At 69.1% G+C, this 19,148-nt stretch carries 22 protein-coding genes; 14 read left to right on the top strand and 8 right to left on the bottom strand.

Features of this window, described 5'->3' with window-relative positions; translation table 11 throughout:
• Positions 1–54: 54 nt before the first annotated feature.
• Complete coding sequence (locus C8258_RS01500) at positions 55–1,041, top strand: heme o synthase (protein ID WP_199195540.1); 987 nt, start codon at positions 55–57, stop codon at positions 1,039–1,041.
• 164 nt (positions 1,042–1,205) lie between these two features.
• Here the strand turns inward: C8258_RS01500 and C8258_RS01495 are convergent, their stop codons facing one another.
• On the bottom strand, positions 1,206–2,378 hold the full coding sequence (locus C8258_RS01495) for a hypothetical protein (protein WP_106953521.1): 1,173 nt from the start codon (positions 2,376–2,378) through the stop codon (positions 1,206–1,208).
• Positions 2,379–2,523: 145 nt separating this feature from the next.
• On the bottom strand, positions 2,524–2,757 hold the full coding sequence (locus tag C8258_RS32455) for a hypothetical protein (protein ID WP_369974700.1): 234 nt from the start codon (positions 2,755–2,757) through the stop codon (positions 2,524–2,526).
• Between C8258_RS32455 and C8258_RS32450 the strand changes: the two genes are divergently transcribed.
• Positions 2,731–2,922: a hypothetical protein gene (locus C8258_RS32450; protein ID WP_158271192.1), complete on the top strand. Its 192-nt coding sequence runs from the start codon at positions 2,731–2,733 to the stop codon at positions 2,920–2,922. The two genes, C8258_RS32455 and C8258_RS32450, sit on opposite strands and share 27 nt — an antisense overlap.
• 31 nt (positions 2,923–2,953) lie before the next feature.
• On the opposite strand, the gene C8258_RS01485 is transcribed toward C8258_RS32450, so the two are convergent.
• A complete protein-coding gene (locus tag C8258_RS01485; protein WP_106953519.1) occupies positions 2,954–3,919 on the bottom strand; it encodes a quinone oxidoreductase in 966 nt (321 codons plus the stop codon).
• An 82-nt stretch (positions 3,920–4,001) separates the two neighbouring features.
• Here C8258_RS01485 and C8258_RS01480 point away from each other — a divergent pair, with 82 nt between their 5' ends.
• From C8258_RS01480 to C8258_RS01470, 3 genes are read left to right on the top strand one after another with little or no spacing between them, the layout of a single operon-like run.
• Positions 4,002–4,352, top strand: a complete 351-nt coding sequence (locus tag C8258_RS01480; protein ID WP_106953518.1) for a hypothetical protein — start codon at positions 4,002–4,004, stop codon at positions 4,350–4,352.
• Between the two features lies 1 nt (position 4,353).
• Positions 4,354–5,133: a transporter substrate-binding domain-containing protein gene (locus C8258_RS01475; protein ID WP_106953517.1), complete on the top strand. Its 780-nt coding sequence runs from the start codon at positions 4,354–4,356 to the stop codon at positions 5,131–5,133.
• Positions 5,134–5,158: 25 nt separating this feature from the next.
• Positions 5,159–6,031 carry a class I SAM-dependent methyltransferase gene (locus C8258_RS01470; protein ID WP_106953516.1) on the top strand — a complete coding sequence of 291 codons (873 nt, stop codon included), beginning with the start codon at positions 5,159–5,161 and terminating at the stop codon, positions 6,029–6,031.
• A 6-nt stretch (positions 6,032–6,037) separates the two neighbouring features.
• On the opposite strand, the gene C8258_RS01465 is transcribed toward C8258_RS01470, so the two are convergent.
• On the bottom strand, positions 6,038–6,244 hold the full coding sequence (locus tag C8258_RS01465; protein ID WP_106953515.1) for a zinc ribbon domain-containing protein: 207 nt from the start codon (positions 6,242–6,244) through the stop codon (positions 6,038–6,040).
• Between the two features lie 154 nt (positions 6,245–6,398).
• On the opposite strand from C8258_RS01465, the gene C8258_RS01460 reads away from it, so the two are divergent.
• A complete protein-coding gene (locus tag C8258_RS01460) occupies positions 6,399–7,466 on the top strand; it encodes a phosphotransferase (protein WP_106953514.1) in 1,068 nt (355 codons plus the stop codon).
• 29 nt (positions 7,467–7,495) lie between these two features.
• Here C8258_RS01460 and C8258_RS01455 read toward each other — a convergent pair whose 3' ends face one another.
• The 4 genes from C8258_RS01455 to mptB form a co-directional block, all read right to left on the bottom strand.
• Positions 7,496–8,470, bottom strand: a complete 975-nt coding sequence (locus C8258_RS01455; RefSeq protein WP_106953513.1) for a heme A synthase — start codon at positions 8,468–8,470, stop codon at positions 7,496–7,498.
• A gap of 91 nt (positions 8,471–8,561) precedes the next feature.
• Positions 8,562–9,350, bottom strand: coding sequence for an ABC transporter permease (locus C8258_RS01450; protein ID WP_036502496.1), 789 nt, complete (start codon positions 9,348–9,350; stop codon positions 8,562–8,564).
• A complete protein-coding gene (locus C8258_RS01445; protein ID WP_106953512.1) occupies positions 9,347–10,279 on the bottom strand; it encodes an ABC transporter ATP-binding protein in 933 nt (310 codons plus the stop codon). The genes C8258_RS01450 and C8258_RS01445 overlap by 4 nt, the downstream gene beginning before the upstream one ends.
• The gene (gene mptB, locus C8258_RS01440; protein WP_106953995.1) at positions 10,276–11,973 is read right to left on the bottom strand and encodes a polyprenol phosphomannose-dependent alpha 1,6 mannosyltransferase MptB; all 1,698 of its coding nucleotides are present in this window, start codon (positions 11,971–11,973) and stop codon (positions 10,276–10,278) included. Before mptB ends, C8258_RS01445 begins: the two co-directional genes overlap by 4 nt.
• A 172-nt stretch (positions 11,974–12,145) precedes the next feature.
• On the opposite strand from mptB, the gene C8258_RS01435 reads away from it, so the two are divergent.
• From C8258_RS01435 to C8258_RS01400, 8 genes are all read left to right on the top strand, one after another.
• Positions 12,146–12,943: a metalloregulator ArsR/SmtB family transcription factor gene (locus C8258_RS01435; RefSeq protein WP_199195570.1), complete on the top strand. Its 798-nt coding sequence runs from the start codon at positions 12,146–12,148 to the stop codon at positions 12,941–12,943.
• Positions 12,940–14,400 carry a Fe-S cluster assembly protein SufB gene (sufB, locus tag C8258_RS01430; RefSeq protein ID WP_036502488.1) on the top strand — a complete coding sequence of 487 codons (1,461 nt, stop codon included), beginning with the start codon at positions 12,940–12,942 and terminating at the stop codon, positions 14,398–14,400. The genes C8258_RS01435 and sufB overlap by 4 nt, the downstream gene beginning before the upstream one ends.
• The gene (gene sufD / locus C8258_RS01425; protein WP_106953510.1) at positions 14,400–15,593 is read left to right on the top strand and encodes a Fe-S cluster assembly protein SufD; all 1,194 of its coding nucleotides are present in this window, start codon (positions 14,400–14,402) and stop codon (positions 15,591–15,593) included. The genes sufB and sufD overlap by 1 nt, the downstream gene beginning before the upstream one ends.
• 51 nt (positions 15,594–15,644) lie before the next feature.
• Positions 15,645–16,421, top strand: a complete 777-nt coding sequence (sufC, locus tag C8258_RS01420) for a Fe-S cluster assembly ATPase SufC (protein WP_036502483.1) — start codon at positions 15,645–15,647, stop codon at positions 16,419–16,421.
• A 1-nt stretch (position 16,422) separates the two neighbouring features.
• Entirely contained in the window at positions 16,423–17,682 is a 1,260-nt protein-coding gene (locus C8258_RS01415) for a cysteine desulfurase (RefSeq protein ID WP_106953509.1), read from the top strand.
• Between the two features lie 46 nt (positions 17,683–17,728).
• On the top strand, positions 17,729–18,226 hold the full coding sequence (gene sufU / locus C8258_RS01410) for a Fe-S cluster assembly sulfur transfer protein SufU (protein WP_036502476.1): 498 nt from the start codon (positions 17,729–17,731) through the stop codon (positions 18,224–18,226).
• Positions 18,219–18,590, top strand: a complete 372-nt coding sequence (locus C8258_RS01405; protein ID WP_036502473.1) for a metal-sulfur cluster assembly factor — start codon at positions 18,219–18,221, stop codon at positions 18,588–18,590. The genes sufU and C8258_RS01405 overlap by 8 nt, the downstream gene beginning before the upstream one ends.
• A gap of 98 nt (positions 18,591–18,688) precedes the next feature.
• The gene (locus C8258_RS01400; RefSeq protein WP_146161131.1) at positions 18,689–19,126 is read left to right on the top strand and encodes a DUF4189 domain-containing protein; all 438 of its coding nucleotides are present in this window, start codon (positions 18,689–18,691) and stop codon (positions 19,124–19,126) included.
• The last annotated feature ends 22 nt before the right edge of the window (positions 19,127–19,148 follow it).

Here is a 19,148-nt window from a genome sequence, read left to right as displayed (position 1 = left end):
CGCCGAAACCGTTGCTTCCCTACCGGATCGATGCACCACCTGCGAGGAGAGACAGTGCGGATTGGGCAACAGCCGGGTGATGCGCATGGCTCCTCCGCGACGGCGCTCGCCGACCGTGTCCAGGGCAGCGGCCCGCTGTCGAAGCTGACCCGCCGGGTGCTCGCCTACATCGCGCTGACCAAGCCGCGGGTCATCGAGCTGCTGCTGGTGGCCACCATCCCGACGATGCTGCTGGCCGACCGCGGCCATGTCGACATCCGGTTGATCGTGGCCACCCTGTTCGGCGGCTGGATGGGCGCGGCCAGTGCCAACACCCTGAACTGCGTCGCCGACGCCGATATCGACAAGGTCATGAAGCGCACGTCGAAGCGTCCGCTGGCGCGCGAGGCGGTGCCGACCCGCAACGCGTTCGTGTTCGGTGTCGCTCTCGGCGCGGGCTCGTTCGCCTGGCTGTGGTGGCAGGCCAATCTGCTCTCCGGCCTGCTCGTGGTCGCGACGATCCTGTTCTACGTCTTCGTCTACACCCTCGGCCTCAAGCGCCGGACCTCGCAGAACGTGGTGTGGGGCGGCGCCGCGGGCTGTATGCCCGCACTGGTCGGCTGGTCGGCGGTCACCGGTACCATCGGCTGGCCCGCGGTCGCGCTGTTCGCCGTCATCTTCTTCTGGACGCCGCCGCACACCTGGGCGCTGGCGATGCGCTACAAGGACGACTATCGCGCGGCCGGTGTGCCGATGCTGCCGGTGGTGGCGACCGAGCGCGTGGTCACCAGGCAGATCGTCATCTACACCTGGCTGACCGTGCTCGCGACCCTGGCGCTGATTCCGGCGACGGGTGTCGTGTACGCGGCGGTCGCGATCGTCGCGGGCGCCTGGTTCCTGCTGATGGCGCATCAGCTGTACTCCGGCGTGCGGCGCGGCGCGTCGGTCAAGCCGCTGCGGCTGTTCCTGCAGTCCAACAACTACCTCGCCGTGGTGTTCTGCGGTCTGGCCGTGGACTCGGTTCTCGGCTGGCACACCATCGGCTCGACGCTGTTCGGCTGAGATCGTCCCGGGCGCCGGTCCGCGCCCGTGAACAGCCACTTCGGCGCGTCTCGCCGACGTTCGGGCTGTACGCGGTCACGGCCCGTACGGCCAGGGGCCGAACCGCCATCCCGTCGCCTGCATCATCCCGTCGCCGTAGCGGCAGATAACCGTCCGTCCCCTTCTCAGGGGCAGCCGGGCTGGAACGGATAGCACGCGTGCCCGGGCGTCGAGGGCGGCACCGTGCGTTCCGGTGCGGGGGTGTAGGGCGAGGTGGTCGTCGTGGTGGTGCGACCGGAGGCGGGGGCGTGGCTGGGGCCGGAGCCGGAACCGCCGCCGGCGGTGCACATGGCGGCCAACGCCAGCACCACGACCAGAACGCCCAGCAGGACCAGCGGCACCAGGCCGCGGTTGCGCTTGCGTCGCGGCGGGGCCGCGGGCGGGCGCGGATCGAAGGGCACCGAATACGGTTGCTGATTCTGGCCGTAGGCCGGCGCGGGACCCGTCTGCGCGGGACCGCCGGGTCCGAAACCCGAGGCGGCGACCGGCTGAGGGACGGTGCCGGGCGCGGGTTGCGCCGCCGGATTCGGGCGCGCCATCGATACCGGGGCACCGCCCGGCGACACCGGCGCTGCGGAGGCGGCGGCCGGGACACCGACCGGACCCGTCCCGGGAAGCGGCGCCCCCGCCGGCGGTTTGGGACCGCGAGACGGCACGGGATTCGGCGGCGGGGGAGTGCGCTCCAGCCGGGCGGGAAAGCCCTCCGCGGTGAGATCGGAATGGCTTGCCGCCGCGGCGAATCCGAGCGCGGCCAGCGCCTGGCCGACCTGCGCCGCATTCCAGGTGTCGGGTGCGTCCGCGGTGATCCGGGTGAAGTAGTTGCGCAAGGCCGCGGGGCCGTCGCCGAGCACCACATCGATCCCGTCGGGCAGGTCACCCTGCTCCAGGGCGACCCGGCTGCTCAATTGCGGCATCACCAGCACCATGCCGGTCACCCCGACCCGCTCCCGGCCGGGCGCGCCGCGCAACAGTTCGGCGATCTCGCCGGTGCGGGCTCGGATCTCGGTCATCGGTTCGGTTCCGGCCTCGGTTCCCGACAGCGGCGCGATGCGGTCGCCGATGGTCCAGGGCCGGTACCCGGAGACGGTGAGGGTGCCGCTCGCCCGTTCGGTGAAGTCCTTGATCACGACGACCACGCAGGTCTTGGGCGTCCACACGATCGCGTCGGCGGCACCGGCCGCGACGACCGCGATACCGGGTAACGCGTGTGCGCCGGTCCAGGTCTTCAGCCAGTTCGCCACCGTCCGTTCGGAATTGGACAGCCGCGACGGGTCGTCGTTGCGAACCTTCACCAACATCTGGATCAACCCCTGACCGATGCCTGTTCTGCCGGCCGCCCCGAGCGACCGCCCGACCACCGTACGACGGTACGGCGAAGCGGGCGAATCGGCTTGGGCGGCAGCACAGATCATCCACCATCGGTGCGCCCGGGTCGTCGGCGGGTCACCCCTGCCGATGCCAGGCGAGGTATCCGTCCGGGCGCACCAGCACCTGCGTGCCCGCGGTGGCCGCGTAATCGGTGAAGGCGGGGCCGTCGACCGCGATCAACTGCCCGGGTTCGGGCCGATGGCCGGGCGCGACGATCGAATACGCCCGCACCCCGGTGTCTTCCGAGATTTCGGCCGGTGCTCCGAACGTCAGGCGGGTCGCGTGCGGACCCCGGAACAGGCCGAACAGGCGCAGCGCACTACCGTCACCGCTCCGCAGCGGGGCGTCCGGCGCCCGGTCGCCCGCGGTGAGCCCGGCGGTCGGACGCATCGCGCGGCGCTGGAGGCGGTGGAGGAGGGCGTGCTCGCCCTCGACGACGAGCAGGCGGTGGCCGGGCTGACCCGGTTCGTCTAGCGGGGACTCACCGGCCGCGACTACTGACCGCTCAGGGCACCAGCACGATCGACCCGGTGGTCTTGCGCGCCTGCAGGTCGCGATGCGCCTGCGCTGCCTCGGTCAGCGGGTATTCGGCGCCGACCCGCACCCGCAGCGTCCCGGCGGCGACGGCGTTCAGGACATCGCCTGCGCGCCAAGTCAATTCGTCACGATCGCGGGTGTAGTGGGCGAGCGTCGGGCGGGTGACGAACAGCGAACCGGCCGGATTGAGCCGCTGCAGATCGAACGGCGGCACCTGACCGCTGGCGGCGCCGAACAACGCCAGCATGCCGCGGATGCGCAAGGCCGCCAGGCTCGCCTCGAACGTCGCCGCGCCCACCCCGTCGTAGACCGCCGCCACGCCGATCCCGTCGGTGAGGTCGCGCACCCGCTGGGCGAGGTCGTCGCCGTAGCGCAGCACATGCGCGGCGCCCGCCTCGCGGGACAATTCTTCCTTCGCGTCGGTGGACACCGTGGTGATCACGCGGATATCGCGGGCGGCGGCCAGCTGGGTCAGCAGGAGTCCGACGCCGCCGGCGCCGGCGTGAACCAGGATCGTCTCCCCGGGCTGCGGCTTGTACACCGATTCGATCAGGTAGTGCGCGGTCATTCCCTGCAGCAGTGCCGAGGCCGCCGCCGCCGCCGGAACCCCGTCGGGGACGGCCACCGCCACCGCGGCGTCCACGGCAACCTTCTCCGCGTAGCTACCCGGCGCCGCCGCCCACGCGACCCGATCACCGACGGTGAATTCGGTCACCTCGGAACCGACCTCGGCGACCACGCCCGTGCCCTCGGAACCCGGAATGTAGGGAACCGCCTGCGGATAGGTGCCGGTGCGGATGTAGGTGTCGATGAAATTGACACCGGCCGCCTCGGTATCGACGAGCAGCTGATTCGGCCCGATGACAGGGTCGTCGACCTCGGTCGCGACGAGCACTTCGGGACCACCGTGTTCGCTGACCTGAATGGCGCGCATGGCTTTCAGTTCTACACCCCCGAGTGCTGAGAACACCGGTAGGGCGGTCGGGTGGGCCCTACCGGACGGTAAACTCCACGCCATGAGCGAAACCGCCACCGCGGCCCCGGTCGCGCCGTCGTCCACCGTCGTCGAGTCGGTCAAGAAGTTCGTCGCCGCCCACGGTGGTTCGGGTACCGCCGTGCTGCAGCCGATCGGTCGCATCGGGGTCCGCATCACCCTCGTCGGCGCCGACGGTGTGCTCGGCGATCGAGTCGTCGCGGATCTGGCCACCGCCAAGGCCGTGGTCGAGGCCGTTGACGGCCTCGCCGAAACCGAGCACTGGGATCGCGATCTGAGCTCGGCCGCCACGCCCGCGAAGGGGCACTGGGCGCGGATGGCCGGCTGGGTCGCCCGTCAGACCCGGTTCCCGAAGGCGCGCAACGAGAACTGAGATGGCTCTGCGGCATCGGATGATCGCCGCCGCGACGGCCGGTGCGGCCGCGGTCCTGACGATGGTCGTACCGGCGCGAGCCGAGGACCCCGCGACCGTGCGGGTCTGCACCACCGGCGATTATCCGCCCTATTCGGTGACCGACGGCCACGGCGGCTACCGCGGCATCGACATCGACCTGGTCCGCGACATGGCACCGCTGCTGGGGCGCCAGGTGCGGTTCGTGCCGACGACCTGGGCGTCGATGGGCAGCGATTTCGCCGCGCGCGCTTGTGATCTCGCGGTCGGCGGAATTTCCGACGCCGCGGCCCGGCGCGCCTATGCCGACTTCTCGCTGAGCTACGGCACCGACGGCAAGACCCCGATCGTGCGTGCCGACGACGCCGGGAAGTACGCGACGATCGAGCAGATCGATCAGCCGCAGGTGCGGGTGATCGTCAACCGCGGCGGCACCAACGAACAATTCGCCCGCACGCATTTCCCGCACGCGCAGCTGACCGTGTGGCCGGACAACGTCACCATTTTCGACCAGATCGTCGCCGGTCGCGCAGATGTCTTCGTCACCGATTCGGTGGAGGGCCGCTATCGCGTGCGGCAGCATCCCGAGCTGCGGGTACTGCACCCGGAAACGCCCTTCGACTCCTTCGGCAAGGTGTTCCTGCTGCCGAAGAACGACGTCCCGGCCGCGGTGATGGTCAATTCCTGGCTGGCGAGCCAGCTCGCCACCGGGGGAGTCGACCGGCGGGTCGCGTACTGGATCGGACCGCACGCCACCGCTTGAGCAACGCGCGACCATAATCGACCGGGTGACGGATAAAGCGGCGAGCCGGACCGCGGTCCTGGTCTGTCAGGGCCGGGCCGTGGCCGACGGGCGACTGGCGGTCGGGCAATTCTCGGATCCCATTGCGGCGCAACTGCTTCAAGACGACGAACGCGCGGCGGTGCAGCGCGCGCGAGCATCGCGGCCACCCGGCGGCTGGCGGGAGCGGCTCGAATTCGAGATGCTCACGGCCACGGCCGCCGTGCTGGCCACCCGCACCGTGGTCATCGACGAGGCGATCCGTGAGGCGTCGGCGGCGCAGCTGGTACTGCTCGGCGCCGGACTCGACGGACGGGCCTGGCGGACCGGCGAACCCGCAGCCGATGTCTTCGAGGTGGATCATCCTGCCTCGCAACGGGACAAGCGCGAACGGGTAGGTGCGCTGGTTCCGGTCGCGAAGTCGCTGACCTATGTGCCGGTGGAATTCGGCCGCGACGACCTGGGGGCGCGCCTGGCCGAGGCGGGCCATCGCGCGGACGCGACGACCACATGGGTGTGGGAGGGCGTCCTGCCGTATCTCACACAGCCGCAGGTCGAATCGACACTGGCCGTCGTCGCCGCGCGCAGCGCGAACGGCAGCCGATTGATCGCGACCTATCCCACCCCGAACCGCTTCGCCGCACTCGGTCGTGCCGGTATGCGTCTCTACAGCAAACTGGCCGGCGCCCGGGACCCGCTCGCCGACGAACCGCACGTGTCGGCGTGGTCGCCCGCGGAAATCGCCGCGCTGACAACGCGTTACGGGCTCACCGTCACCGCGGACGTCGAGCTGATCGAGGCGGCGCGCCGACTCGACGTGCCCGCTCGGCAGTCCCGCGCCTACGGATTGGGACGCGCGCTGATCGCCGACCGCGTCTGATCGCGATCAGCCGCAGCAGCCGCCACCGCAGCAACCGCCGCCGGACGGTGCGGGCGATCCCGCGGCCTTGCCGGTCAGGGCGACCGTGGTGAGCAGTTTGACGGTGTCGCGGTGGCCACCCGGGCAGACCGCCGGGTCGCCGGATTCGCTCATCGGCCGGGTCAGTTCGAACGATTCCGTGCATTCCCGGCAGCGGTAGGCGTAGGTCGGCATACATGAATTATGGCTGCCGGGGCGGGGGACGCCTGGATGCGGGTCGATGCCGCTCAGGGCTGCCGGGATCTCGCTTTCCGGTGTCCGGGAGGTATGTCCGTGTTACTGTCCCGGACACATGTCCGGCCTGTTGTCCGGGTGAAGGGAGTGCGCAATGACGGCAACCGCGAAGATCGTGGCCGGCGCCGGCGAGATCACCCCGCAGTGGCTGAGTGCGGTGCTGTCGACGCCGGTGCACGAGGTGATCGCGACGCCGGTGGGTACCGGTCAGATGGGCTCGGTATTCCGGCTGGAGATCAGCGGCGAGGGCGCGCCGCGGCGGTTGATCGCGAAACTGCCGGCCGCCGACCCCGCCGCGCGTGCCATGGTCGCGGGCGCCTATCGGCAGGAAATCCGCTTCTACCGTGAGATCGCGCCCACCGTATCCGTTCGCGTGCCCGCCTGTCATTACGCCGAATTCGACAGGGACGGCGCGGAATTCACCCTCTTGCTCGACGATCTCACCCCGGCGCGCCAAGGCGATCAGGTGACCGGATGTACGGTGGCCCAGGCGCGTGCGGCGGTAGGTAATCTCGCCGGATTGCACGGCCCGCGGTGGTGCGATCCCGGGCTGCCCGCGATCGAGGGATTGACCTTCAACGGTGACGCCGAGGCGCAAGCTCTGGCCGAATTGTACGGTCCCGCAACGGAAATCTTCATCGACCGGCTGGGGGAGCGGCTCTCACCGGCCGATCACGAGACGTTGCGCGCCTGCGTTCCCGGCATCGCCGACTGGCTGCTGGCCGCCCCCGAGCGCTTCGCGCCCGTCCACGGCGACTACCGCCTGGACAATCTGATGTTCTCCGGCGACAGCGACGAGATCGAGAGCGACGAGATCGAGGTCTGGGCGGTCGACTGGCAGACCCTCGGCCTCGGATTGCCCGCGCGCGATCTGTCCTACTTCGTCGCCACCGCCCTGGAACCTGAGATCCGCCGCGCCCACGAGGACTCGATCGTCGAAACCTATTGGCGCGCCTTGTGTTCCTATGGTGTCACCGATTACACGCTGGAGCAGTGCCGCCAGGATTACGGGTTCGCGCTGGTGCAGGGCCCGCTGGTCGCGGTGTTCGGCGCCGCCTACGGGGCTGCCACGCCGCGCGGGGACGACATGTTCGCCGCCATGGCGCGCCGCAGCTGTGCCGCGATCCGGGACTGGGACGCACTCGGACGGAAACCGGCGTAACCGTCAGCGCCGAGTATGCGGGGCCCGCATCAGGCGGCGCGGGTGGCTGCTTCGGGGACGGGCGCGGTGACCTGCTCGCGGGTGCGCATCGAGGCCCACAACGCGGCCGTCGCGACGATGCACGCGGTAGCTCCGCCGACGTGGAAGACCACCAGCGCCGCGGGAACGTGCGTGAAGTATTGGACGATGCCCAGCAGAGCCTGGGCGCAGACCGTGGCGATCACCACGATCAGCCGCACCCGGATCGCGCGGGTCATACCCACCGCGGCCAGTCCGAAGCCGAGGCCGACCAGTAACGCCAGATACGCCACGAGCAATTCGGCGTGGGCGTGCACCAGGGTGACGATCTCGATCTGCAGGCGTGCCACCGGCCGCTCGGTGCTCTTGTCACCGGCGTGGGGTCCCGCGCCGGTCACCAGGGTGCCGGCGATGAGGGTGCCGGTCATCGCGACCGCGCTCAGCGCGGTCAGCCAGCGCAGCGGCGCCGGGACCTGGACCACGTCGACCGCGTCGTCGGGTTCGCCGACCTTGGCGAACAGCAGCGTCGCCAGCCACACCATCAGCATCGAGGCCAGCAGATGGACCGACACCGTCCACCACAGCAGCCCGCTGCGCACGGTGATCCCGCCGATCACGGCCTGCAGGACAGTGCCGCCGGGCATCAGCCAGGCGTAGATCACGACCTCGCGCCGCCGCCGCGCCCGGACCACGGCGAGCACGATCAGTGCCGCGCACAGCGTCACCGCGAAGGTGAGCATTCGGTTGGAGAATTCCACCGCCTGGTGGATCGCGGGAACTTCGGCGTGGGCGGTGGGGGTGAAACTGCCGGGGAAGCATTGCGGCCAGGTCGGACAGCCGAGGCCGGAGGAGGTGACGCGCACGATCGCGCCGGTCACCGAGATGCCCGCCTGGGACAGGATCACCGCCAACGCGAAGATGCGCTGCACCCGCAGGGAGGGCAGCGGCAGAAAGTCGACGAGTCGCACAAACGCGCGTGACAGCACGAAACGATGGTAGACGCAGCCGGATCCGCGCCCGCACGGGGGCTACTACGTTGTGTCGTTGCCGTCACATCCGAGTCGGCATCGCGGTCGTTCAGTCGAAGCGGAACCAGCGCGTCGCCAGCCAGCCTGTCACCACGCCCCACACCACGAGCACCGCGATGCCGTACCAGTCCACACTGGTGTGCAGCGCCTGATCCAGCGCTTCGGCCAGCGCCCCCGATGGGATTAGTCGCGCGATCAGCGTCACCGCGTGCGGGAGGTTGTCCGAGGCGAAGACCAGGCTCGCCACCCCCAGCATCACGAACCACAGGATGTTCGCCAGCGCGAGCACGATCTCGGCCTTGAGGGTGCCGCCCAGCAGCAGTCCCATCGCGACGAAGGTGGCCGTGCCGAGCGCGATGACGAGCGCGCCCAGCGCCAGCCCGCCGATCGCGGGCCGCCAGCCCAGCGCGACACCGATCAGGCCCAGCAGAACCGATTGCAGCACCACCACGATCAACACCGCCGCGCATTTGCCGCCGACGATGCCCCAACGCGGTAATGCCGTGGCGCCCAAGCGTTTCAGCGCACCGTAGCGGCGGTCGAAGCCGACGGCGATGGCCTGGCCGGTGAACGCGGTGGACATGATCGCCACCATCATCACCGCCGGGACGATCCGGTCGACCTTGTGGTGTTCGCCGAGGCTCGAGCCCAGCGGCAGCAGGGTCAGCCCGATCAGCAGCGTGATCGGAATGAACATGGTCAGCAGGAGCTGTTCGCCGTTGCGCAGCAACAGGATCAGCTCCATGCGGGTCTGCGCGGCCAGCATGGCCAGGCGGGGAGCCGGGCGCGGCGCGGGGCTGAAGGTGCCGGGGGTGAAACGAGGGGCGGTCCGGGTCATCCGCGCAGCTCCCGTCCGGTCAGTTCGAGGAACACATCCTCCAGGCGGCGCTGGTCGATGCGAATATCGGTGGGCAGCACGTCGATTCGTGCGCACCAGGCGGTCACGGTGGCCAGCACCTGCGGGGTGATGTCGCCGCACAGCAGATAGGAGCCGGGCGCGGTCTCGCTGGGAGTGAAACCTTCCGGCAGTGCGCTTTCCAGCAGCGACAGATCGAGTTTCGGCGGCGCACTGAAACGTAGCTGCCCCTCGGCGCCGGCGGAGGTGACCTCGGCCGGGGTGCCGGCGGCGACGATGCGACCGTGGTCGATGATCACCAGCCGGTCGGCGAGTTGTTCGGCTTCGTCCATCATGTGCGTGGTGAGCAGAATGCCGACGCCGTCGCGGCGCAGTGCGTCGATCAGCTCCCACACCAGATGCCGGGCCTGGGCGTCCATTCCGGCAGTGGGCTCGTCGAGGAAGACGAGTTCGGGACGTCCCACCAGCGCGCACGCCAGCGCGAGGCGCTGCTGCTGACCGCCGGAGAGCCGCCGATACGGGGTGCGTCGGGCGTCGTGCAGGCCCAGGGTGTCGAGCAGCCACTGCGGATCGAGCGGATCGGCGGCGTAGGAGGCGACCAGATCGAGCATCTCGCCGGCGCGCGAGCCCGGATAGGCCCCGCCGCCCTGCAGCATCACACCGATGCGCTGGCGCAGGCGATCGGAATCGGCGACCGGATCGAGCCCGAGCACCCGCACCGAACCGGCGTCGGGGGACAGGAAGCCCTCACACATTTCGACGGTGGTGGTCTTGCCGGCGCCGTTGGGGCCCAGCAGCGCCAGCACCTCCGCCCGTCCGACCTCGAAAGCGACCCCGTCCACGGCGGTGGTGTCGCCGTAGCGTTTCACGACACCGTCGATACAGACAGCGGGTTCCGAGGCTGCGCTCACGAGGAGACACCGTATGCCGGGCCCGGCTGTGACGGAGCAGACACCCCTGTCCGATTGCGCCAGGGAAGCAGGTTCCGGGTCGCCGCGACGAATCCGAGCGCGACGATGACCACGGCGACCGCCGCCTCGATGATCTGGAAGACCCCGAAATCGGCGCCGCGCGGCATCAGGATCACGCTCACGATTGCGGAGAACACCACGGCGGGGACCCGGAACGCGGGAGTGGTCGCCCACGCCGCGAGCGGCATGATCGCCCACAGCAGATACCACGGCTGTACGACCGGGAACAGCAGCACGATCGCCGCGAGCGACACACCCATCGCGCCGACCGGCTGCAATCGCCCGGTCCAGGTGGCGATGAGCATGCGCATGGTGATCAGCGCCGCCACGACAGCGGCGATCGGTCGGGTAATGCTCAGCAGGGCAGTGGTGTGGTCGCCCAGGCCGAGCAGGACGCCGCCGAATCCGGTGATGATGCCGATCGCCGTGGGGAGCGACATCCAGCTGCGCACGGTGCTGGCGGCATTGAGGGTGTGGGTCCAGCCGAAACCGAGCCCGGAGGTGTAACTGACGAACAATGTGGTGACCAGGGTGATCGCGCCGAGGACCGCCGCGGCGGCCAGCAGCGGCCGCCAGCCGCGCCCCCAGCGCCGGGCCAGGGCCATGCCGACGAATCCGAGCGCGATGATCGAGGGGATCTTCACCGCCGACGACAGCGTGATCACCACGGCGCCGGAGGTCAGCAGGAGCCAGCCGCGCTGGTCGAACCCGCCCAGCCCGGGGGCGTGCTCGGTGGCCAGCGCGCGCAGGCAGAACTCCACCCCGGCCAGCATCAGGCCCAGCATCAAGGCTTCGTTGTGCACGCCGCCGACCAAATGGAACAGCACCAGCGGATTGGCCGCGCCCAGCCACAGTGCGCTGACCGGCGCGACGCCGCAGCGCCGCGACAGCCGCGGCAGCGCCCAGACGATGAGTGCCACCCCGGCCAGCGCCAGCAACCGATGCGCCCAGACGCCGACGATGATGTTGTCGCCGGTCACATGCGCGATGCCGCGGCCCATCCAGACGAACAGCGGGCCGTACGGGGCGGGGGTGTCGCGCCAGATGTTGGGCACGTTGTAGGTCAGCACGTTGTGCAGGCCCAGGCCGGTGGCCGGGCCGACCGCGTACGGATCGAGGCCGCGGGCCGCGATCTCGCCCTGTGCCAGATAGGAATAGACGTCGTTGGAGAACAGCGGCGGCGCGACCGACAGCGGGATGATCCACAGCAGCAGGGTGCGATCGAGCTGGGAGCGGCTGAGCCGGTGCACCGGCGAGCCGCCGAATCCGCCGACCGCGAAGCGGCCCAGCAGAAGCCACGCCATCACCACGAAGACCGTGCCGATCATGCACAGCGCCAGCGACGACGTCTGCCAGCGCGCGAAGACGCCGATCACCCGGACTCCGGAGACCGGATTCTGCAGTACCGGCTGGGCGGCGACGCCCAGCGCGCTGATCGCCATGAGGACCGAGCCGGTGGCGCCGAGCAGCCGAATGCGCTTGAACTGCGCGGTTTCCCGGCTGTCGAGCCCCGGCGCGTCGGCTTCGACGGTGTGTAGCACCGCGATGGTGTGATCGGCGGGCGGGACGTCCAAGCCCAGGGCCCGGCGTCCGATCTCGATGCTCCTACGCCATGCGCCTTCCACAACCGCCACGGAGGTCAAGCCTAGCCGGGGTGGACGCCGGGCCGACCGCAACATCGCGACGCGGACCGTGACATATTGCACCGGGGGTCGATGCCCAGGTCGGAGCCGTATCCGGGAGAGATTCAGGGCACCCTTACTAGAATGCGGGAAATAATTCCGTCACACTGATGTTGTGAAAACCGTGGGTTTGCGGGAGAACGAGGTGAATACCGAGCGTCAGCAGGGCGCCCGGCCTTCCGCCGCGCCCGCGGCCGCCGGTGAGGGGCATACTCGCGCGGCCGTCGTCCAGCTGCTGCTGGAGGAGGGGCCGATCACCGCGACGGCCATCGGGCAGCGGCTGGGACTGAGCCCGGCCGGTGTGCGTCGTCATCTCGACGCGCTGATCGAATGCGGCGAGGCTCGGGCCATGCGCTCGGCGCCGTGGCAACAGCAGGGCCGCGGTCGTCCCGCCAAGCAGTTCCAGCTGACCGCCGCCGGTCGCGGCCGGCTCGGTCACGCCTACGACGATCTGGCGGGAGCCGCGATGCGGCAGCTGCGCGAGATCGGCGGCGAGAACGCGATCATGGATTTCGCTCGCCGCCGCGTCGGTGTGATCGTCGCCGGTATCGATCGCCTGGCTCAGCACACCCCGGCCGCCACGTCGGAGAAGGCGGAGGAGATCGCCGAGGCGTTCAGCGACGCCGGATTCGCCGCCACCACCCGCAAAGTCGGCTCCGGTGTCCAGATATGCCAGCATCACTGCCCGGTCTCGCATGTGGCCGAGGAGTTCCCGGAGCTGTGCGCCGCCGAACTCGAGGCATTTCGTGAGCTGCTCGGAACCCACGTGCAGCGGCTCGCGACCATCGCCAACGGTGACTGCGCCTGCACCACCCACGTACCCCTGTCCGTTCCCCCGACGAGCAATGCTCAGCCCGCCACCCGCGCCGTTGCACAGCCCGCAACGGCAGCTCGAAACGACTCCGGAAGGAGTGCCGAATGACGTCGACCACCGCGGCGAGCCGTGAATCCGATGCGCCCCAGAACCAGGCCCTGACCCAAGAGGAGACCATCGCCTCCCTGGGTACCTACGGCTACGGCTGGGCGGATTCGGATATCGCCGGCGCCAGCGCCAAGCGCGGCCTGTCCGAGGACGTCGTGCGCGACATCTCGGCGAAGAAGAACGAGCCCGAGTGGATGCTGGCCGCCCGCCTCAAGGCACTGCGCATCTTCGACCGCAAGCCGATGCCGAGCTGGGGATCCAACCTCGATGGCATCGACTTCGACAACATCAAGTACTTCGTGCGCTCGACCGAGAAGCAGGCCGAGAGCTGGGAAGATCTGCCCGAGGACATCAAGAACACCTACGACAAACTGGGCATCCCGGAGGCGGAGAAGCAGCGCCTGGTGGCGGGTGTGGCCGCCCAGTACGAGTCGGAGGTCGTCTATCACCAGATCCGCGAGGACCTCGAGGCCCAGGGCGTCATCTTCCTCGACACCGACACCGGCCTGCGTGAGCACCCGGAGATCTTCCAGCGGTACTTCGGCTCGGTGATTCCGGCGGGCGACAACAAGTTCTCCGCGCTGAACACCGCGGTGTGGTCGGGTGGCTCCTTCATCTACGTGCCGCCGGGCGTGCACGTCGACATCCCGCTGCAGGCCTACTTCCGGATCAACACCGAGAACATGGGCCAGTTCGAGCGGACGCTCATCATCGTCGACGAGGGCGCCTACGTGCACTACGTCGAGGGTTGTACCGCGCCGATCTACAAGTCCGACTCGCTGCACTCGGCGGTCGTGGAGATCATCGTGAAGAAGGGCGGCCGCTGCCGCTACACCACCATCCAGAACTGGTCGAACAACGTCTACAACCTGGTCACCAAGCGGGCCAAGGCCGAGGCTGGCGCGACCATGGAGTGGATCGACGGCAATATCGGCTCCAAGGTCACCATGAAGTACCCGGCGGTCTGGATGACCGGCGAGTACGCCAAGGGTGAGGTGCTGTCGGTGGCGTTCGCGGGCGAGGGCCAGCACCAGGACACCGGCTCGAAGATGCTGCATCTGGCGCCGCACACCTCCTCGACCATCGTGTCGAAGTCGGTGGCGCGCGGCGGCGGCCGGGCGTCCTACCGCGGCCTGGTCCAGATCAACAAGGGTGCGCACGGCTCCAAGTCGACCGTGAAATGCGATGCGCTGCTGGTGGATACGATCAGCCGCTCCGACACCTACCCCTACGTCGACATCCGCGAGGACGACGTGACGATGGGCCACGAGGCCACCGTCTCCAAGGTGTCGGAGGATCAGCTGTTCTACCTGATGAGCCGCGGCATGACCGAGGACGAGGCGATGGCGATGGTGGTGCGCGGCTTCGTCGAGCCCATCGCCAAGGAACTGCCGATGGAATACGCGCTGGAACTGAACCGGCTCATCGAGCTGCAGATGGAAGGAGCGGTCGGCTGATGCCGGTCGAGAACGTGGCTGTCGCGGGCGAGGCCCGCATTCCGGCCGTCAACAAGGGTGAGCTGTTCGCCTCGTTCGATGTGGCCGCCTTCGAGGTGCCCTCGGCGCACGACGAGGCCTGGCGCTTCACCCCGCTGCGCCGGCTGCGTGGCCTGCACGACGGCACCGCGGTGCGTGACGGCCGGGCGGGTATCGAGGTCGCTGCCGTCGACGGCTCGGCGATCGACGGTGTGACGGTCGAGACCGTCGGCCGTGACGACGCCCGGCTCGGCGAGGGCGGGGTGCCCACCGATCGTGTTGCCGCCCAAGCCTATTCGGGTTTCGAGCAGGCGACCGTGGTGTCGGTCGGCGCCGAGACGGAGGTCGCCCGTCCGGTGGTCGTCCGGATCACCGGCCCCGGCGCGGACAAGACGGCGTTCGGTCATCTGCAGATCCGGCTCGCCAACTTCGCGGTCGCGACGGTGGTCATCGACCAGCGCGGCAGCGGAACCTACGCGGAGAACGTGGAATTCGTCCTGGGCGACAGCGCCAAGCTGACCGTGGTCGCGGTCCAGGACTGGGCCGACGACGCCGTGCACGTCACCGCCCATCACGCCAAGCTGGGTCGCGATGCCGTCCTGCGGCACACCGATGTGACCCTCGGCGGCGATCTGGTGCGGTTGACTGCGACCGTGCGCTACGACGGTCCCGGCGGCGACGCCGAACTACTGGGCCTGTACTTCGCCGACGACGGGCAGCATTTCGAACAGCGCCTGCTGGTCGACCACGCGCAGCCGCACTGCAAGTCCAACGTGCTGTACAAGGGTGCGCTGCAGGGCGATCCGAGCTCGGCCAAGCCCGATGCGCACACCGTCTGGGTCGGCGACGTGCTGATCCGCGCGGAGGCCGAGGGCACCGACACCTACGAGGCCAACCGCAATCTGGTCCTCACCGACGGCGCTCGTGCCGATTCGGTGCCGAACCTCGAGATCGAGACCGGCGAGATCCTCGGCGCCGGCCACGCCTCGGCCACGGGCCGATTCGACGATGAGCAGCTGTTCTACCTGCGAGCTCGCGGTATTCCGGAGGAGGCCGCCCGCCGCCTGGTGGTGCGTGGTTTCTTCCACGAGATCATCCAGAAGATCGCGGTCGTCGAGATCCGGGAGCGGCTGGAGTCGGCCATCGAGGCCGAACTCGCCGCCATCGGTGCCTAGCACCGGCGCGTCCCGGCAGCCCGAAACCTCCACCAGCCCAGAAGGAATGCAATGACCACCCTCGAAATCAAGGACCTGCACGCCGAAGTCGCCAATCCGGACGAGAACGGCGAGCCCATCAAGATCCTCAAGGGCGTGAACCTCACCGTGAAGTCGGGCGAGACCCACGCCATCATGGGCCCCAACGGCTCCGGCAAGTCCACGCTGTCCTACGCCATCGCCGGTCACCCCAAGTACACCGTGACCCAGGGTTCGATCACCCTCGACGGCGAGGACGTGCTGGCCATGTCCGTCGATGAGCGCGCCCGCGCCGGCCTGTTCCTGGCCATGCAGTACCCGGTCGAGGTGCCTGGCGTGTCCATGTCGAACTTCCTGCGCACCGCCGCGACCGCCGTGCGCGGCGAGGCCCCCAAGCTGCGCCACTGGGTCAAGGAAGTCAAGGAGTCGATGGGCGAGCTCGAGATCGACGCCGCCTTCGCCGACCGCAGCGTCAACGAGGGCTTCTCCGGCGGTGAGAAGAAGCGCCACGAAATCCTGCAGCTGGGCCTGCTCAAGCCGAAGATCGCCATCCTCGACGAGACCGACTCCGGTCTGGACGTCGACGCGCTGCGCATCGTCTCCGAGGGCGTCAACCGCTACAAGGAGCGGGAGAACGGCGGCGTCCTGCTGATCACCCACTACACCCGGATCCTGCGCTACATCCAGCCGCAGTTCGTGCACGTGTTCGTGGGTGGCCGCATCGTGGCCGAGGGCGGCTCCGAGCTGGCCGACGAACTCGACGCCAACGGCTACGTCCGCTTCACACAGACCGCGACCGCGGGAGCCTGATATGACCGCTGTGACACGCACACTCGACGTTGCCAGGATCCGGGCCGATTTCCCGATCCTGAACCGGACGGTGCGTGACGGAAAACCGTTGGTGTACCTGGATTCCGGGGCCACCTCGCAGCGACCGCTGGCCGTCCTCGACGCCGAACGCGAATTCCTCACCCACACCAATGCCGCCGTGCACCGCGGCGCGCATCAGCTCGCGGAGGAGGCGACCGACGCCTACGAGGGCGCACGGGCCGATATCGCGCGCTTCGTGGGTGTGGAGGCGAACGAGATCGTGTTCACCAAGAACGCGACCGAATCGCTGAACCTGGTGACGTATTCGTTCTCCGACGACCGTTTCCCGTACCACGTGGGACCGGGCGACGAGATCGTGATCACCGAACTGGAGCATCACGCGAATCTCGTTCCGTGGCAGGAACTCGCGCGCCGCACCGGCGCCACCCTGAAGTGGTACGGCATCACCGACGACGGGCGCATCGACCTGGATTCGCTGGAACTGACGCCCGCGACCAAGGTCGTCGCGTTCACCCATCAGTCGAATGTGACCGGTGCGGTCGCCGACGTGCACGAGATGGTGCGCCGCGCCAAGGCGGTCGGCGCACTGGTGGTGCTCGACGCCTGCCAGTCGGTTCCGCACATGCCGGTGAACTTCCGTGAGCTCGGCGTCGACTTCGCCGCGTTCTCCGGGCACAAGATGCTCGGTCCCTCCGGTGTCGGCGTGCTCTACGGTCGCTACGCCCTGCTCGAGGAGACCCCGCCGTTCATCACCGGCGGCTCGATGATCGAGACGGTCACCATGGAGGCGACCACCTACGCGCCGCCGCCGCAGCGGTTCGAGGCCGGTGTGCCGATGACCTCCCAGGTGGTCGGATTGGGCGCGGCCGTGCGGTATCTCGAAGAGATCGGGATGGAAGCCGTTGCCGCGCACGAACATACGCTGGTCGGCGCCGCCCTGGAGGGACTCGGCGCGATCGACGGCGTGCACATCGTGGGGCCGACCGAGAACGTGGACCGCGGTGGCGCGGTGTCGTTCGTGGTCGACGGGATCCACCCGCACGACGTGGGCCAGATCCTGGACGACGAGGGTGTCGCCATCCGTGTCGGGCACCATTGCGCCTGGCCGCTGATGCGCCGGCTCGGTGTACCCGCCACCGCCCGGGCCTCCTTCGCCGTCTACAACACGCTGGACGAGGTGGAGGCGCTGGTGGCCGCGGTCCGTAAGGCCCAGAAATTCTTCGGGGTGGCCGACCGTTGAATCCGGTGAGCGCGAGCGACCAGTGAACGGGGCGTGAGATTTCGCAATGCGTATGGAACAGATGTACCAGGAAGTGATCCTGGACCACTACAAGCATCCGCACCACCGCGGGCTGCGGGAACCGTTCGGTGCCGAGGTGCATCACGTCAACCCGACGTGCGGTGACGAAGTGACCCTGCGGGTGCACATCGACGACAACGGCGATGTCGCCGATGTGTCCTACGACGGGCAGGGCTGCTCGATCAGCCAGGCCGCCACCTCGATCCTCACCGATCAGGTCATCGGCCAGCCCGTGCAGCAGGCGCTGAAGGTGGTCGACTCCTACAGCGAGATGATCTCCAGCCGCGGCACGGTCGAGGGCGACGAGGACGTGATCGGCGACGGCATCGCGCTGGCCGGTGTGTCGAAATATCCGGCCCGGGTGAAATGTGCCCTGCTGGGCTGGATGGCGTTCAAGGATGCCGTGGTGCGGATCACCTCGGCCGAAGAGACCAAGCGGACCATGGGCAACGGGTCCGCCGGAAATGGGGAAGCTCATGACTGAGACGCCGGCGACCGAACAGCCGAACACCGAGGCCGAACTCTCCCAGGAGCAGGTCGCGTTGCTCGAGGACATGGAGGAGGCGATGCGTGACGTCGTCGACCCTGAACTCGGCATCAACGTCGTCGACCTGGGGCTGGTCTACGGGATGCGGCTCGAGGAGGAGGTGGCCGTCCTCGACATGACCCTCACCTCCGCGGCCTGCCCGCTCACCGACGTGATCGAGGACCAGTCGCGAAACGCACTGGTGCGTAGCGGTTTGGTGGAGGATCTGAAGATCAACTGGGTCTGGATGCCGCCGTGGGGTCCGGACAAGATCACCGACGATGGCCGCGAGCAGCTGCGCGCCCTGGGCTTCACGGTCTGATTCTCGCCACCGGGTAGGGGGGAAGTGGACATCCGGGGCCGCTGTGGAGCAGGATCGCCTGCGTCCAGTACGCAGACTTGAACGGGGTGGATTCACGGATGTCCCAAAAGTTTTCCCGGCGTATCCGCTCGGCGGCCGTCGCGGCGGCGGCCGGTGCGGGTTTCGCGGTGGCCGGCGCCGCCGGGTCGGCTCAGGCCGACGGTGACCTGCACGGTGCGATCGCCTACTCCGACAGCAGCGGAGTGGTGGCCGCGGCCACCAACTTCGCCGACGCGCCCAGTGCAGATGCCGCGGCCCGAGCGCACTGCGGTCGCGGTGATTGCCGCGTCATCTTGGATTTCAGCAACGGCTGCGGTGCTGTCGCCCAGGGAGCGGACGGCCGGATCGCGGTGGGCTGGGGTCCGACCCAGGTCGAGGCCGAGAAGCAGGCGAGGGATTTCCTGGGGCCGAGCGCGCCGCCGTTCCCCGACCTGGGGAGTGCGAGCCCGCGCCCGGCGACCATCGCCCTGACCAGTTGCACCGCGAACGCGCACTGATCGTTTCGAACCGACGGCGGCC

The sequence above is a fragment of the Nocardia sp. MDA0666 genome (genome assembly GCF_003023875.1).
GTDB classification, from domain to species: Bacteria; Actinomycetota; Actinomycetes; order Mycobacteriales; family Mycobacteriaceae; genus Nocardia; species Nocardia aobensis.
This window is presented reverse-complemented; position numbering and strand designations above follow the sequence as displayed.